At 38.7% G+C, this 16,619-nt stretch carries 13 protein-coding genes and 4 pseudogenes; 10 read left to right on the top strand and 7 right to left on the bottom strand.

The window, feature by feature from the left end:
• Nucleotides 1–12: 12 nt before the first annotated feature.
• The 3 genes and pseudogenes from CFY87_RS05580 to CFY87_RS05570 form a co-directional block, all read right to left on the bottom strand.
• The gene (locus CFY87_RS05580; RefSeq protein WP_094946260.1) at nt 13–1,158 is read right to left on the bottom strand and encodes an anaerobic sulfatase maturase; all 1,146 of its coding nucleotides are present in this window, start codon (nt 1,156–1,158) and stop codon (nt 13–15) included.
• An 83-nt stretch (nt 1,159–1,241) separates the two neighbouring features.
• Nucleotides 1,242–2,687 carry a sulfatase family protein gene (locus CFY87_RS05575; RefSeq protein ID WP_094946259.1) on the bottom strand — a complete coding sequence of 482 codons (1,446 nt, stop codon included), beginning with the start codon at nt 2,685–2,687 and terminating at the stop codon, nt 1,242–1,244.
• Nucleotides 2,688–4,369: pseudogene (locus CFY87_RS05570) on the bottom strand (solute:sodium symporter family transporter).
• A gap of 351 nt (nt 4,370–4,720) precedes the next feature.
• On the opposite strand from CFY87_RS05570, the pseudogene CFY87_RS12570 reads away from it, so the two are divergent.
• The 3 genes and pseudogenes from CFY87_RS12570 to CFY87_RS05555 all read left to right on the top strand — a co-directional run.
• A pseudogene (locus CFY87_RS12570) lies at nt 4,721–6,127 on the top strand (capsular polysaccharide biosynthesis protein); the annotation flags it as partial.
• Between the two features lie 108 nt (nt 6,128–6,235).
• Nucleotides 6,236–6,460: pseudogene (locus CFY87_RS05560) on the top strand (IS1595 family transposase); the annotation flags it as partial.
• 239 nt (nt 6,461–6,699) lie between these two features.
• On the top strand, nt 6,700–7,236 hold the full coding sequence (locus tag CFY87_RS05555; RefSeq protein WP_094946258.1) for an acyltransferase: 537 nt from the start codon (nt 6,700–6,702) through the stop codon (nt 7,234–7,236).
• A gap of 177 nt (nt 7,237–7,413) precedes the next feature.
• Here CFY87_RS05555 and asnA read toward each other — a convergent pair whose 3' ends face one another.
• Nucleotides 7,414–8,406 (bottom strand): aspartate--ammonia ligase, encoded by a 993-nt coding sequence (gene asnA / locus CFY87_RS05550; RefSeq protein ID WP_094946257.1) that lies wholly within the window; start codon nt 8,404–8,406, stop codon nt 7,414–7,416.
• Nucleotides 8,407–8,575: 169 nt separating this feature from the next.
• Here asnA and asnC point away from each other — a divergent pair, with 169 nt between their 5' ends.
• From asnC to bamE, 3 genes and pseudogenes are all read left to right on the top strand, one after another.
• Entirely contained in the window at nt 8,576–9,028 is a 453-nt protein-coding gene (asnC, locus tag CFY87_RS05545; RefSeq protein ID WP_094946256.1) for a transcriptional regulator AsnC, read from the top strand.
• A 37-nt stretch (nt 9,029–9,065) separates the two neighbouring features.
• Nucleotides 9,066–9,827 carry a uridine phosphorylase gene (gene udp / locus CFY87_RS05540; RefSeq protein WP_094946255.1) on the top strand — a complete coding sequence of 254 codons (762 nt, stop codon included), beginning with the start codon at nt 9,066–9,068 and terminating at the stop codon, nt 9,825–9,827.
• A 181-nt stretch (nt 9,828–10,008) separates the two neighbouring features.
• Nucleotides 10,009–10,101 (top strand): annotated as a pseudogene (gene bamE / locus CFY87_RS12690) (outer membrane protein assembly factor BamE domain-containing protein); the annotation flags it as partial.
• A 241-nt stretch (nt 10,102–10,342) separates the two neighbouring features.
• On the opposite strand, the gene CFY87_RS12460 reads toward bamE, so the two are convergent.
• The 3 genes from CFY87_RS12460 to tsaA all read right to left on the bottom strand — a co-directional run bounded on the left by CFY87_RS12460 (nt 10,343) and on the right by tsaA (nt 12,575).
• Nucleotides 10,343–11,128, bottom strand: a complete 786-nt coding sequence (locus tag CFY87_RS12460) for an SLC13 family permease (RefSeq protein WP_201793241.1) — start codon at nt 11,126–11,128, stop codon at nt 10,343–10,345.
• Nucleotides 11,043–11,675: an SLC13 family permease gene (locus tag CFY87_RS12455; protein ID WP_272896441.1), complete on the bottom strand. Its 633-nt coding sequence runs from the start codon at nt 11,673–11,675 to the stop codon at nt 11,043–11,045. The genes CFY87_RS12460 and CFY87_RS12455 overlap by 86 nt, the downstream gene beginning before the upstream one ends.
• A 162-nt stretch (nt 11,676–11,837) precedes the next feature.
• Nucleotides 11,838–12,575: a tRNA (N6-threonylcarbamoyladenosine(37)-N6)-methyltransferase TrmO gene (tsaA, locus tag CFY87_RS05530; protein ID WP_094946254.1), complete on the bottom strand. Its 738-nt coding sequence runs from the start codon at nt 12,573–12,575 to the stop codon at nt 11,838–11,840.
• Nucleotides 12,576–12,683: 108 nt separating this feature from the next.
• Between tsaA and CFY87_RS05525 the strand changes: the two genes are divergently transcribed.
• The 4 genes from CFY87_RS05525 to ubiE all read left to right on the top strand — a co-directional run bounded on the left by CFY87_RS05525 (nt 12,684) and on the right by ubiE (nt 16,618).
• Entirely contained in the window at nt 12,684–13,592 is a 909-nt protein-coding gene (locus CFY87_RS05525) for a 1,4-dihydroxy-2-naphthoate polyprenyltransferase (RefSeq protein ID WP_094946253.1), read from the top strand.
• A 47-nt stretch (nt 13,593–13,639) separates the two neighbouring features.
• Nucleotides 13,640–14,140, top strand: a complete 501-nt coding sequence (gene rraA / locus CFY87_RS05520) for a ribonuclease E activity regulator RraA (protein WP_094946252.1) — start codon at nt 13,640–13,642, stop codon at nt 14,138–14,140.
• 213 nt (nt 14,141–14,353) lie between these two features.
• Nucleotides 14,354–15,742, top strand: coding sequence for a DASS family sodium-coupled anion symporter (locus tag CFY87_RS05515; RefSeq protein WP_094946251.1), 1,389 nt, complete (start codon nt 14,354–14,356; stop codon nt 15,740–15,742).
• An 87-nt stretch (nt 15,743–15,829) separates the two neighbouring features.
• Nucleotides 15,830–16,618 (top strand): bifunctional demethylmenaquinone methyltransferase/2-methoxy-6-polyprenyl-1,4-benzoquinol methylase UbiE, encoded by a 789-nt coding sequence (ubiE, locus tag CFY87_RS05510; protein ID WP_094946250.1) that lies wholly within the window; start codon nt 15,830–15,832, stop codon nt 16,616–16,618.
• The last annotated feature ends 1 nt before the right edge of the window (nt 16,619 follow it).

Here is a 16,619-nt window from a genome sequence, read left to right as displayed (position 1 = left end):
TTTTTACTTAATTTATGCTCTGACTCCAATATGGATTTTTTGGCTCATTTGTTGAAAATCAACAGCTGTTTGTTGTAAAAAATAACGGTAAGATGCACATAGGTAATTATGCTTAATATCTTCATTCGGTATCGCAATAAAACGATGTTTCGGGCAACCGCCATGACAGAGTTTTCGTACATTACATTGCTGACAAACGGACGTTAGATGAGTAAGTTTTTCCAGACCAAATTGCTGTTGTTGAGGAGATAACACAAGTTGTTTAAGAGAAGTGGTGTTTAAATTACCTAATTTATGTTTGGGACAGACAAAATGATCACAAGAATAAACATCACCATTCGCCTCGACAACAAGCGATTTTCCACAGGAGGGTTGATGTACACAACTGCTTGAAGGATAACCTAAATATTGTCCTAATAAACTGTCAAACTCCAACACAAAAATAGACCCAATGTCTTGTTTTTGCCATTCTCGAAATACATCTGTGAGAAAATACCCGAATCCCTGTAGCGGAACAGAAAAATCTGTCGTTTGTGACGATTGTCGATGTTGACGCTCCACGAGCGGAATAAACTGCATAAAGTTGGCACCGAGTGATTTTAATGCTAGATAGGTTTCCTTTCCTTTACTCCAATTCTGATCATTCACCACGGTCAACGTATTAAAATCCACCTGATATTCTTTTAACAACTCCATGGCAGTCACCACCTTATCAAAGGTCGTATTTCCATTACGGGAAATTCGATAACGGTTATGTACGGCGCGAATACCGTCAATTGATAAGCCGATAAGAAATTGGTGTTGTTTAAAAAATTCAACCCATTGATGATTTAATGCCAATCCGTTAGTTTGAAAAGCATTGGTAATTTGTTTGCCATTAGCAAATTCCCGTTGAAAAATGACCGCACTTTTGAAGAAGTCTACCCCTAATAATGTCGGTTCACCACCCTGCCAAGTGAATTCTACCCGCTCCCCTGCGTGGGATTCTATGTAGTTTTTAACATAATTTCTCAACGTAGTTAATGACATAAAAGGCGTTTTCACGCCAAACTCTTTTTCCTTTTGCAAATAAAAACAGTATTCACACTGAATATTGCAATGAAAACTGCTCGGCTTCGCCATTAAATGAAAATAGGCCTGAGGTGAAAAAAATGACATGTGGATTATTCCTGCCAATATAAAGCGATAACTAAATATACTTTATTATCCATAAACATAAACGAATATTTTCACTTTTTTCGTTAAATTTCGTTAATAATGCGATAAACCCAATTTTCTAACGGATCACCAAGTCGACACATTTCCTCCCGCATTTCTTCCAGCAGCTCCCGTTTGATTACACAATAATTCGGATCATAAAACAAATTGTGCATTTCTTCCGGATCTTGACGCACATCGTACAACTCACACAAATCCGATGCATTAAAAACCAATTTATAATCTTTACGTCGCCACATACGCTGCTCAAAAGACACAAAATGTCCGGCTAATTGCGCCAATACCCCTTTACGCCCATTATCCAAGTTTTCTCGCACGATCGGTAAAAGAGTTCGTCCCTCAAACTCATGCGGAACGGTCTGCCCGGCTAAATCAAAAACGGTTGAAGTCAAATCATGCAGATAAACCAAATTATCATCTTGTTGATTTATTCGATTTGAATAAGGATCCTTGATGAGCAATGGAATATTATAGGTCTTATCAAACATAAACTCTCCTTTTTCAATCATTCGATGAGCACCCATTGCATCCCCGTGATCCGCGGTAACGACCATAAAAGTGTGATCATAAATTGCTTTGTGTTTTAAAAAGGTAAATAATTCACCGATAGCATCATCAATTAATGTAATATATCCCCAAAATTTGGTAATCACTTCTTTCCAGTGATCTTCACTTGCTTCCCACATTCCCCACATTTTGGATATGGTACGATAATGCCCCGGTTTACCCTCCAATGGTTTAAAAAAGCTGGAATCCAACACAACATCTTCTTTACGATACATTGAATAATAAGGTTCAGGAACAATACAAGGCGTATGTGGTCCCCAAAAATTGATCCAAGCAAAAAATGGTTTTTCCTCTGTTAAGGATTGTTGAATATAGTGTTTGGCTTCATCAATGATAAAGTATGGAATGGTATGTTCTTTCGTACCGGAAAGCAAACCACATAACTCTTGTACCTGTAAATGCGGATTATCGCCAAAATAAGCTTGGCTGACTGCCGGAATATCAAACCCTTTTTCCTCCAACCATTCTTTATAGCGGTTAGCATAGGTCGGCGGTTGATTAAAAACTAAATTTTTATACACGCCACTACCCGGGTAACCGTAACCATCAAAATTATGCCCTTGAATGCCGTAGTCTTTCGGTACAGATTTTGTTCCCACATGCCATTTCCCCAATACATAAGTATTATAACCGTCCAACTTACCGATATGGGGCGATTCCCTGCTCACTTCTCCAGTACCGCCTTTTTCACCATTACGAATAATACCATGGGAAGATGGCATCAATCCGGTAAATAGAGAGGTTCGCGCCGGTCCGCAAACCGACGCCGGTGTAAACGCATTGTTAAAACGAACTCCTTCTTGTGCCAATTGATCTAAATTTGGCGTTTTTACAATTTGGTGTCCGTAAGGACCCAACATATCTTTACGAACTTGATCCAATAAAATGTAGATAATATTCATTTATGCACCTGCTTTATCTGAACGAACAAATAATAAAACCAAGAGTTGCAACACTAAATACACGCTAATCACGCCCATTGGATAACCGTTTGGAGAAGCCAAACCGATTGGAGAAAAAAAAGCGTAAAGAGCACATAACCCTAATATTAATGATACCGACGTGACTTTTAAATATTTCCAGTTTGTTAAATCAACATTGCTGAGATTTTCTTTATTTTCTACATAAGGCTCACGTTTTAATACTTTACCTAATAAAAGCATAAAAATTACATCAAATAAGAACAAGCCGCCCATCACATACACAAAATTAATTTGTACGTCAAAGAGCCATACGATGGAGAAATATAAAATAACGTGAAGTAACAAAGTAATACGCGCCGCCACTCCCGATACAGTACGATTAAACATGCCTACTGCAAATAATGCCACAATCGGAATATTCACAAAACCGGCAAAACGTTTAGTGATAAGAAAAATACCCTCTGTACCGAACATCAACAAAGGTGCAAAAATCATGGTTATCACAGCCATGACCGTAGATACTTTTTTAGCATATAAAATCAGCTCGGTTTCCGACCGCACTTTTTTACTGATGGACGGGAGTAAATCCTTACAATATATCGTAGCAGCAGAATTTAAAAATGAGTTAAACGTACTTAAAATCGCTCCGAATAACGCTGCCATAAAAAAACCTTGTAACCATGTCGGTAATACTTTACTTACCAATAACGGATACGCCATATCAATCGGATTTAGGTCTTCACCAAGAATATAATAGCTCAATAACCCCGGGAGATTTAGAATTACAGGCAACGTTAATAAAAACAAAGCAGCAATAAGAATACCTTTTTGACCGGATTTTAAATCCTTAGCCCCTAAACAGCGTTGTACAATCGCTTGATTCGTCGTCCAATAGAAAAAATGTACCACCATAATACCGGTAAAAATTGTCGGCCAAGGCGTCGCATCATCGACTCCGCCTACAGCATTCCATTTTTCCTCATGGTTAGTCGTAATAATATGCAATCCATCAATTAGACTACCATGTCCCAAATACAGAAGTGCAAAATAAGGTACAAGTAACGCGCCAATGACCAAGAGTACTGCATTCACCGTATCAGATACTGCTACCGCCTTCAATCCACCAAAAATAGCATAAATCGCACCAATAACACCGATAGCGATCACGGTATAAGTGATCGCCTCACCGTAATTCAAACCAAATGCAGTTTCAAGATTGAAAATTTTATTAAAAGCAATTGCACCGGTATAAAGTGCGGTCGGGATAACGATAAGAAGATAAAAAACCAAAATAATCCGGACATAATCAATCGGGTTTGCCGATCAAAACGGCTCTCAAAAAACTCCGGCACAGTGGTATAACCATTACGCAAATATTTCGGCAACATATAAATTGCCAAAAAACACAGTGGAATAACCGTTGGAACTGTCCATGCAATAATGGAAAAATTACCTTGATAAGAAACCGCATTGACACCAATGAGTTGTTCTGTAGAAAGCGAAGTCAGTATCATTGAACAACCAATTACCAACCCGCCCAACCCTCGCCCGGCAAGAAAATACCCCTTTGAACCGGTTAAGTCATCATTCCTCGTTTTCAGCCAAGAGATATATCCCACACTCGCCGTTACAAACAAAAAAGAAATTATAGTAATTAACATACTCTATGACCCTCTTACTAAGCATATAGGAAATATTGTTAGCCTAATACAAAGAAAATTGGAAAACTATGATAGTTATCATAGTGATAGCGTGAGATAGATCACAAAATAAAAAAACATTTTACAAAATAGAGAAATCAAAGAAATAAAAGTTATACTAAAAAATAGAATACGTATCCGGTCGTCATTGGAAATTGGAAAATTATTGGATTAGAAAACAAAATGATTAAAATATCAAAACAGAATCTATTATAGTATCATCATGAATAAAATTTTTTTTTTTTTTTTAAAAATATTGATAAAAATAGATTTGTTATAATTAACCTCAGATTAACTTACTCTTAACACCAAATGAAAAATTCTTCGCTCATTTTCTCCAAAGGAATACTTAATATTCCGTTTCTGAAACAATTTTTAGTGGATGAAAATATTGTTCCTTTTTCTTTTTTCAACAACGGATCAAAAATCAATCGTGTCATTGGTTGGGGATTAAAACCGACCGCAGATAGGGCTAGAAAATACGCTGCAAAACATCATCTTCCCTATATTGCATTGGAGGACGGTTTTTTTGCGCTCACTTGGTTTAGGTGTCAATAAATATCCTACTTTTTCATTAGTTTATGATGATCTTGGGATCTATTACGATACAACAAAGCCATCTCGGCTGGAAATGCTCATTTTAAATTTTGAGACCAACGAAAAGCAATTAAAAGAGGCGGAGAACGCGAAAAATTTGATCGTTCAATATCAACTGTCTAAGTATAATCATGCGCTAGATTTTGTGCATGAATGTTCCAATCATCGTCATATTGTATTAGTGATTGATCAAACGTTCGGTGATATGGCGGTGCATTATGGTCAAGCGAATGAACAGGATTTTCAATACATGTTACAATCTGCCGTTGATGAAAATCCGGAGGTGGAAATTTGGGTAAAAACCCATCCCGACGTCCTTAGCAAAAAAAAGCAAGGCTACCTAACCACAATCGCCCAACATCAACGAGTAACACTATTGGCAAAAGATGTTAACCCTATGTCCTTGCTTGCTTATGCGGACACAGTTTATTGTGTTACCTCACAAATGGGCTTTGAAGCGTTATTACTGAACAAAAAAGTCGTCACATTCGGTGTTCCTTGGTTTGCCGGTTGGGGATTGACGGATGACAGACATCCCCAAGTATCCACATTGATAGCACAACACAGACATAGACCACGTAGTCTATTAACATTGTTTTCCGCTATCTTAATCCCTATACCAATAAATCAGGTAATATTTTTGATGTTATCCGGTATTTACATCAAACAAAAGTACTCAATCAATTATTACAAGGAAATCTTTACTGCTATGGTATGTCTTGGTGGAAACAGGCAGTAATTAAACCGTTTTTTAATTTGCCACAATGTAAATTACATTTTATTCGTTCGCTACATCAACTGGATAATAGAGATAAATCTCAACATTGCCGTTTATTAATTTGGGGGCAAGGTAACCCCAATGTATTATCTTATGCTCAAGCACATCAAATTCCTATTCTACGAATGGAAGATGGTTTTTTACGTTCTGTTGGATTAGGCTCGAATTTAGTTGCGCCCCTTTCTCTCGTAATCGATGATCTGGGAATTTATTTTAATGCAGAACAGCCTTCTCGGTTGGAAAATATTCTGCAGCATATTTCACTTTCGCAAGAAGATAAAAAGTTGGCACAAAATTTACACAAAAAACTAATAAAAACGAAATTAACCAAATACAATGTAGGTAAAAATAAAAATTTTTGGGGTTGTCCTAGATAACGACTAAAACCCCCATTTAGGTTAAGATAACCCAATGAAAAAAGCCGTCTAAGTCAGTACAAACAACATAAACTCATAGAACTGTTTGTGGCAGGTGTAACTGCTCGAACCGTGGCTGAGTTGATGAATGTAAACAAAACTACCGCAGCCTATTACTTTCACCGTTTGCGATTGCTCATCTATCAACATAGCCCTCATCTGGAAATGTTTGAGGGCGAAATTGAAGCGGACGAAAGCTATTTCGGCGGAACCCGCAAAGATAAACGAGGTCGTGGTGCAGCCGGTAAAACTGCTGTGTTCAGGTTTTTTTTTTTTTTTAAGGTCACACTTATTTTATAGATATAAATCCACTTGATGAAATTGATAAAATAAGAGTATTTATTGAGCTTATCAAACGAGCTGAGAGTTACATACATGAGTTATTGCAATCAAGATCCCAAAGAAAGTTAACAATACAGCTTGTTAGACTTGATAATACGATTGAAATAGTAAATAGCATTCCTGGTTTTGATATTCAAGTTCTAGGAACAGGAAATAGAGTGACTGTTTATGAAGGAACAATATTCCATCATTGCAGAATGGTTTTAAGATCTAATACTGAAATTACGATTAAAAAAAGCAAGAATAATATCACTAGACTGAAAATCTGGGGAAATTGTGCTCGGGTTATTATTGGAAAAGACTTTTCCTGTTGGGGCATTGAAATTAGATGTCATGAACCACAATCAGAAGTACAAATTGGAGATGATTGTATGTTTTCTGAAGAAATATTAATCTACCCTACCGATGTTCATGCTATATACAACAATGAAACAAAAGAGCTGCTGAATGAAGCTAAACCGATTATAATAGGGAATCATGTGTGGTGTGGTCGCAGAGTATCTGTATTGAAAGGAAGTAATATTGCCGATAATTCTGTGATTGGCATGGGCAGTATGGTAATTGGTAAGTTTAACTCTCCCAATGTAATTATTGCCGGTTCCCCTGCTAAAATTATAAAGTCCAATATAAATTGGGACAGAAGAAATCCTTTTTATTGGAAATATATGAAGAATGTAAATAGTAATATTTCTTGATGGGCAAAAAAATTTTTTTAATCTTAAATCAAGCTTACAGACACTGTAATTTTAAAAATAAGATGAGGTTTGTTTTCCAACATTAAGAGGTTAAGAGATATTTATTCATAAAAAATGCGGTGAAAAACCTCTAAATTTTTTTACCGCACTTTATTGATTTAATATCCGAGTTTCTGCTTATAGAATATTGTCAAACTCTTGCATAACCGCTTTCGGCCAAACACTTGATTGGACTTCTCCGATATGTTTTTTCTGTAGCAATAACATGGCTAAACGCGACTGTCCGATACCACCGCCTATGGAAAGCGGTAAGCGCCCGTTAACCAAATCTTGATGCCAGTCGAATTTTAAGCGATCTTCGTCGCCGGTTAAAGCTAACTGTTTGCGCAATGCATTTTCATCTACGCGAATCCCCATAGATGATAACTCAAATGCACGCTCTAAAACCGGGTTCCACACTAAAATATCGCCGTTCAAACCTTTGTATTCACCTTCGGAAACGGTTGTCCAATCGTCGTAATCCGGTGCGCGCACATCATGAGGTTTACCGTCAGACAATTTACCGCCTATACCGATTAAAAACACTGCACCATATTCTTTGCAAATGGCGTTCTCTCGCTCTTTATCCGTCATACCCGGGAAACGTTGCACCAAATCTTCGCTATGCACAAAGGTGATTTCTTTTGGTAAGAATTTTTCCAAGGTATATTTTTGATGAATAGCATCTTCGGTTTCTAAAACGGCTTGATAAATTGAGCGCACGGTCTGTTTAAGATAATCTAAATTACGACGACCGGCCGGAATGACCAACTCCCAGTCCCATTGATCCACATAAACCGAATGCGTTTGGTCAAGGCTATCTTCGTCAGGTCGCAAAGCTTTCATATGCACAAACAAACCTTCACCTTCGGCAAAATTGAAACGAGCAAGCGTATGACGTTTCCACTTGGCTAAAGAATGTACAACTTCAAAGCTCGCATCTGTGATCTGCTTCACATTTACTTGAACAGCTTTCTCTGAACCTGAAAGATTATCTTGAATACCATTACCAATTTGGCTTAGGATAGGACCTTGAACTTCAATAATACCTAAATGCTCTGCCAATTTTTCCGTAAATGTGTTTTTGGCAAAGCTAATTTCTTGTTGTTGTAAAATGAAAGACTTTTTCATTAAATTCACCTTAAAAATGATTATATTCGTTTTATTTTTATTTAATGTGAAACATTATCTAATAAATGAAATTTAATATTCAATGTTTTTTATTAACCATGGCTTTATTGATGAAAATAAAATAAAATATGGGTATATTTCTTAAATAAAATTTAAAATAGGTAATAATATGTACAATATTGATAATTTAGATGAACAAATTTTACGCGTTCTACTCAAAGATGCCCGAACCCCTTATGCCGAAATGGCAAAAAACTTCGGTGTCAGCCCCGGAACTATTCATGTACGAGTGGAAAAAATGCGTCAATCGGGAATTATTCAAGGTACAAAAATCAAAATTGATGAGCGAAAATTAGGATATGATGTGTGTTGTTTTATTGGAATTATTCTAAAAAGTGCCAAAGATTATGAAAAAGTAATTAAAAAATTAGAGAGTATTGATGAAGTGGTCGAAGCCTATTATACCACCGGAAACTATTCGATTTTCTTAAAAGTGATGACCCATACTATCGCCGAATTACATTCTGTACTAGCGACTAAAATTCAGTTAATTGATGAAATTCAATCAACGGAAACCCTAATTTCTATGCAAAATCCAATTTTAAGGGATGTCAAACCATAGTCATCCATGATACGACAACGCAGTTAAGGAGAGATAAATGTCAGAAGTGTTTCATCTTGGTTTAACCAAATCCATGTTGAACGGTGCCACATTAGCAATTGTTCCCGGAGCGCCGGAACGGGTTGAACGAATTGCAAAATTATTAGACAAGCCGAAGTTTTTGGCATCCACGCGAGAATTTACTTCTTGGTTAGGCTATATCAATGGCAAATCAATTGTGGTTTGCTCTACCGGGATTGGCGGGCCGTCCGTTTCCATTGCGGTAGAAGAACTGGCACAGCTCGGTGTACGAACATTTTTGCGTATTGGTACCACCGGTGCGATTCAGCCACATATTAATGTCGGCGATATTTTGATCACCACCGGTGCGGTTCGTTTAGATGGAGCAAGTTGTCACTTTGCGCCACTGGAATATCCGGCGGTAGCTGATTTCACTTGTACTTCCGCACTTTATCATGCAGCCCAAGATACGCCAAAAACCAAGGTACATATCGGGATTACAGCCTCCTCAGATACTTTCTATCCGGGGCAAGAACGTTATGATACTTACAGTGGGAAAGTATATCGGCATTTTCAAGGTTCATTAAAGCAATGGCAAGAATTAAACGTGATGAACTATGAAATGGAAAGTGCCACATTATTTACGATGTGCGCCGCATTGGGATTGCGTGCAGGGATGGTTGCCGGTGCCATTGTAAACCGCACACAACAAGAAATTCCAAACGAAGCCACAATCCATCAGACGGAACAAAAGGCGGTGGAAATTGTGGTGAAAGCCGCGGCATTATTAAGTGAATAACATTAAACGACATATAACAACAAAAAGGGTTAATCCATGATCTTCCCCTCAAAAGTCAGATAATCATTCAAAGGACTGTTTTCGGTATTGTATCGGACAGTCCTTTTAGTTTTAATTGAAGGCGTTCTTCGTTGTAGTGCCGCAAGGGAACTATTTGGAAGTCGCGATACTTTCATAAGTAAAAGTGGGAATGAACAGCCGACAGGTTCAGTATCTGCTCGGTACACCGGTATTACCCGTTCAGCCAACAGTAAGGGACGACATTTTCCTTTAACAAGCTTACCAAACTCTGAAACAAGGCACGGCAATTATTCATTTTGACAAAAAAGGGATAGTAACACAGGCTCTTGCTCAACCTCTACCTGATGAAATTAAACCTAAAGTGAACAATACGATTATTAATGCAGTTTTCCGTGTTCTTTTGCTGTGTCTTTTGCCAATGCCGACATATTTTCTACTCGCAAATCTTCTACAAAAACCATTACGCGGTATTTTCTGTTTTATTACTTGCGAAATTAGATTACTACACCAATTGCTATTGCACCAAGCAACGTAATAATCGAAATTGCCCAGATCCAAAAAAACGAATATTTAATATGCTGTCCCATGGAAAGTTTTGCCAATCCCAACCCCATCCATAACGCCGGCGAAAAAGGAGAAACAAACGTACCAACAATGCTACCGATTAACATAGCGTAGGCTGCCGATGTCGGTGCAACACCTGCCGAAGTGGTAATCTGCTCAACAATCGGGAACAAACCGAAATAGTAGGCATCGGTACTAAATACCAGTTCAAATGGTACACCTAAAAAACCGATAATTAGATGCAGGTAAGGTAAAATAGAATTAGGTAAAACCACCACCAAATCTTTAGCTATTGCATCAAGCATACCCGACTCTTTCAGCACACCCAAAAATGTACCGGCACTTAAAATAATGCTTGCCATCATCACTGCACTTCCTGCATGTGCTTCAATACGTTTCAATTGATCTTTTGTCGTTCGAAAATTAATCACTAATGCTAATACCGTTGCAATCATAAAAACATAGGCGGAGGGTAAAATGGCAGCAACCAGTACGCCTAACGTGGCAATAAAAAGTACGATATTAATCCAAAACCGTTTTGGACGTTCAATGTGACTACGCTGTTCCAGATTCTCTTGCATACCGCTTGCAGCATCAAAATGCACATCGTATCGGCTATGACCATACTCCTTAACAATACGACGTTTCTCGCGAATACCAAGTAATACGGCAACAATCAAAATAACGCCTAAACCGATGGCTTGTACAGCGATCAAGGGGGGGGTATAACTCTGCTACATCTTTACCAAGTACAGTCGCAACACGTCCTGTCGGTCCGCCCCATGGAAGCATATTTACCACGCCGGCACTGGCTGCAAGTAGCAAGAAAAGTAAATAAGGATTCATTCGCAATTGTTTATACAGTGGCAGGAGGGGCGGTACAACCAACAAAAACGTTGAAGCACCGGCACCATCCAATTGGGCAATAGTAGAAATAATTACAGTACCGACCGTCACTGCGATGACGTTGCCACGAGTCAATTCAACGAGTTTTCTAATAAGAGGATTAAATAAACCGACATCATTCATAATTCCAAAAAACAAAATAGCAAAAATGAACATGATGGCAATTTGCATCACCGATCTTGTTCCCGATTGATAAAATTTGCCAATCTCATCTAACGAAAATCCTGCTAATAATGCGCCAATAAACGGAATAAGGATAAGTGCAATAATCGGCGATGTTTTTTCGGTTAGTAACAAAGTAACAATTGCAAAGATAATGCAGAGACCAATGAACGTAATCAAAATAACCTCCCACAAAATGAAAAGCGACTGACTACAGTGTAATGGAAAGGTTTTATATTTGTAAGTTAATTTTTAAAAAATTGTTTCTTTTGTGAGATTGCTCACAGAATAGAAAGAAAAAATATTGTGCTTGACCATAAAAATCGCCTCTTAATCAGTGAGTTATTTATTTTCCAATTAAGTTGTTATTTGTCTAACCTCCAACACTTCCACTTCATCCAGCGTACCGCTTTTAAGTTTCCAGCGAATATTAAATTCATGCAACGTAATGCCATAAATGCGTTCAGTAGGTTTACCTTGTTGATACGCGGGTCGCGGATCTTGTTGGATTACCTCGCGAATAAAGCGGGGAAAATGCACGAAGTGCGGTCGTTTTTCGGCGATTTCTTGCAATTGTTGCTGTGCTTGTGGGCTAAACTCGACGTTAAGCGTGGCGGTGGGCTTGTGTTGAGCAAAACCGGATTGCGCATAAGGTTCGTGATCAGCATAGGCAAGATAAGGTTTGATATCAAAAATCGGGGTGCCATCCACCAGATCAACCGATCCAAGATGCAGAAAAAGTTTGCCTTTTTTATATTCAATTTGCTTTAATTCCACTTTCGACAATCCGAGAGGATTGGGGCGATGGGTGGAACGGGACGCAAATACGCCAATGCGTTGGTTGCCATTTAATCTCGGTGGGCGTACCGTCGGTTGCCATTTGCCTTGAGGAATGCGGTCAAATTGAAAAATCAGCCATAAATGGGAAAATTGCTCCAACCCTCTCACCACTTCAGGTTTATCGTAAGGCGGGAGAAATTCTAAGATTCCGGTTCCATCCTGCACTAAATTTGGCTGGCGCGGAACGGAAAATTTTTCTTTGTAAGGGCTGTGCATAATGGCGATCGGTTGCAAGTTCAGCGATAAATTCGTCATATTTTCCTTAAAACAGTTAAAAAGCGTTTAATAACCCTGTAGAATATACGCTATTTTACGCAAAAGTGCGGTGAAAAAACGGGTCATTTATCAATAAAAGTGGGAATTATGGAAAAAAACACATTAAAAATGTGGTTCGAAACGGCAAGACCAAAAACCTTGCCGGTGGCAGCCGCCTCAATTGTAACCGGTTCAGCACTGGCGTATTGGGCGGGGCAATTTAATGGAATAATTGCCTTACTTTGTTTGCTGACAACCTTGTTATTGCAAATTTTGTCGAATTTTGCCAATGACTATGGCGATCATCAAAAAGGCTCGGATACCACTGAACGTATCGGACCGCTGCGCGGCATTCAAAAAGGCGGCATTAGCGCGCGACAATTAAAACGCGCGTTGATATGGATTGGCGTTGCCGGTTTGTTTTGTGGTGCGTTATTGATCGTGATAGCTTATGAAACGCTCAATGATTTACTTACTTTTTCCCTGTTAGGTATTTTAGCGATTATCGCGTCAATTACATACACCGTGGGCGCTAAACCCTATGGCTATCGCGGTTTGGGCGATATTTCGGTGTTGATTTTTTTTGGTTTGTTGGGTGTGGGCGGGACTTATTATTTGCAAACACATCAGCTAAATTGGCTTATTTTTCTGCCGGCATTCGCTACCGGGTTATTAGCAGCGGCAGTATTAAATATCAATAACTTACGTGATATTGAACAAGACAGAAAAGCGGGTAAAAATACGTTGGCGGTTAGATTGGGAGCTAAAAATGGGCGTATTTATCATTGTTGGTTACTTGGCGTGGCGGCGGGTTGTTATTTGCTGTTTGCCTTATTGACCGCACAAAACCCGTGGCATTTTTTATTCGTGTTGGCATATCCGTTATTGCTTAAACACGCCTTGTTTGTTTATCGCAGTCAAGAACCGGTGCAGCTGCGCCCGATGTTAGCAAAAATGTCATTATTAGCGTTATTTATCAATCTGTTATTTAGTTTTGGCTTGCTTCTCGGCGTCTGATCGGCATATACTAGACCGGATTATTTTCAATTAGAAAAGGTAATTTTATGTTCATTGATACTTCAGAACTCTGTGATATTTATCTTGATCAGGTGGATGTGGTTGAACCGATTTTTTCCAGTTTTGGCGGATTGAGTTCGTTTTATGGCAAAGTTACGACGGTTAAGTGCTTTGAAAATAACGGATTGATCGCAGAAATTTTAGAAGAAAACGGGGAAGGTCGCGTATTATTGATCGATGGCGGCGGCGCGGTACGACGTGCACTAATTGATGCCGAATTAGCGCAACTTGCGGCAGATAATGGTTGGGAAGGTATCATTGTGTATGGTGCAGTGCGTCAGTTACAACAATTGGAAAATATTGACATTGGAATTCATGCACTCGCGCCAATTCCGGTGGGTGCTAATGAAAATAATGTGGGCGAAAGCGATGTGCCGGTAAATTTCGGTGGCGTGACCTTTTTCCCGGAAGATTATGTGTATGCTGATTTGACGGGGATTATCTTGTCGCAAGAACCGCTTGAGTTAACGGATTTTGAAGACGAATAACCCTTCCTTTCCTGTATAAAAAATATTCAATAAGTGCGGTGTGTTTTTGAAAAATAACCGCACTTTTTTTGTTTATTTTCTGACGTACGTCACAAATCCACAAAAATTTTATTGATTTTTCTTAACAAATTGCTAACTTGGACGGGTTACCTTGTTGCATAAGGAAACAGATGAATAAATCATATCCGTTTTATTGATTTTAAGGATAATCCTATGAACACAGCATCTTCACAACCGACTATATTGAGTAAAAATGCACTCATTTTTATTATTGATACTGTCATATTTTTTATTTTATTAAATGTCTTACCATTTGAGTCACACGCAAATAAAGGGCTGGCGCTGTTGGTTTTTATTGCCATATTATGGTTAACGGAAGCGTTGCATGTCACGGTTACTGCCCTGCTTGTACCGCTACTTGCGGTGATATTGGATTTAGTGACAACAAAACAGGCACTGTCTGCTTTTGCTGATCCGACAATTTTTCTGTTTTTCGGTGGGTTTGCATTAGCCACTGCACTGCATATACAAAAACTCGATCGCATGATTGCCAATAAAATTATGGCATTAGCTCAAGGTAAATTTTTTGTTGCTGCAATTTACCTTTTCAGTATTACCGCCTTTTTATCAATGTGGATGAGTAATACTGCTACAGCAGCAATGATGCTTCCGTTGGCAATGGGGATTTTAAGCCAAATGGATAAAAATACACACCATAATACCTATGTATTCATTTTATTGGGAATTGCATATAGTGCGAGTATCGGCGGTATGGGAACCGTGGTAGGTAGTCCGCCGAATGCAATTGTTGCTTCACAATTGAATTTGACATTCTCAGATTGGTTATGGTACGGATTGCCAATGGTGTTCATTTTAATGCCGATTATGATTGGTACGTTATATGTGGTATTTAAGCCAAAACTTGATCTTCGCTTTGACCAAACTTTTGAGAAAATTGAGATGAACAAAGATCGTGTGACGACTTTGGTCATCTTTGTGATTATTGCGTTTTGTTGGGTCTTCAGTAATTCAATCAAACCGGTACTTTCAGGATTATTGGGGTTGGAAAAAAACATTGGTGCTTTTGACAGTGTTGTTGCTTTATTGGCTGCAGTGGCAATTTGTATCAGCGGTGTAGCGAATTGGAGTCAAATTCAGGAAAATACGGACTGGGGCGTGTTGATGCTTTTCGGCGGCGGATTGACGCTTAGTGCGGTACTTAAAGATTCCGGCGCAAGTAAAGTTTTAGCGGACAGTGTTGTTTTCATGATTGAAGATGGGCATTTCTATTTAATTGGTTTATTAGTGGCTGCTTTCATTATTTTTCTCACCGAATTTACTTCAAATACCGCCAGTGCAGCGTTACTTGTACCGATTTTTATCTCCATTGCGCAATCTTTAGGTATGCCGGAACTCGGATTAGCATTGATTATCGGTTTGGGTGCCTCTTGTGCATTTATGTTACCGGTAGCAACGCCGCCGAATGCTATCGTTTTTGGTACAGGAGAAGTGCGGCAACGGGAGATGGTTAAAGCCGGGATTATTCTAAATATTGTTTGTATCTTTGTTATTGCGACAGTCGCATACCTTTTCTGGCTTTAGTTTTTCTCATTTAAAACCAAAATAGCGAAGAAAACTTCGCTATTTTTTGTTATTCTAATATAAATTTAGTTTTATGGATTATAGCTTATGAATAACGAAAATCGCTCGCCAAATCAACCGCAATTTTCCCCCACAGAAGATACTACCCACTTTGGTTTCAAAACCGTTGCTAAGTCGGAAAAACAAAAAATGGTAGCAAATGTGTTTCATTCGGTAGCAGATAAATACGATTTAATGAACGACTTATTATCTTTCGGTATTCATCGCGTATGGAAGCGTTTCACGATTGATTGCAGCGGTGTGCGCAAAGGACATAAAGTGTTGGATCTTGCCGGCGGAACCGGCGATTTTAGCGCGAAATTTTCTCATTTAGTGGGCGAAAACGGCGAAGTGGTACTGGCGGATATTAATTCGTCCATGCTTGAAGTTGGGCGCGAAAAATTGCGCAATCTTGGCATAGTGGGCAATATTAATTATGTGCAAGCGAATGCGGAAGCCTTACCTTTCGCCGATAATACCTTTGATTGCGTGGTGATAAGTTTTGGTTTGCGTAATGTGACTGATAAAGACAAAGCTCTGCGTTCCATGTTTCGTGTTTTAAAACCGGGCGGACGCTTGTTGGTATTGGAGTTTTCCAAACCGATTTTAGATCCGTTGAGTAAAATTTATAATTTCTATTCTTTCAATATTTTGCCTAAGGTGGGCGAAGTGGTGGTTAATGATGGAGAAAGTTACCGTTATTTAGCAGAGTCCATCCGTATGCATCCGGAGCAAGCCGTGCTAAAAGAGATGATGAGCGAAGCCGGATTTGAGCAAGTCAGCTATTATAATTTAAGTGCCGGTATTGTGGCGTTACACCGTGGCTATAAATTTTAGG

It is taken from the genome of Actinobacillus seminis (assembly GCF_002263215.1).
Taxonomy (GTDB): Bacteria; Pseudomonadota; Gammaproteobacteria; order Enterobacterales; family Pasteurellaceae; genus Actinobacillus_B; species Actinobacillus_B seminis.
This window is presented reverse-complemented; position numbering and strand designations above follow the sequence as displayed.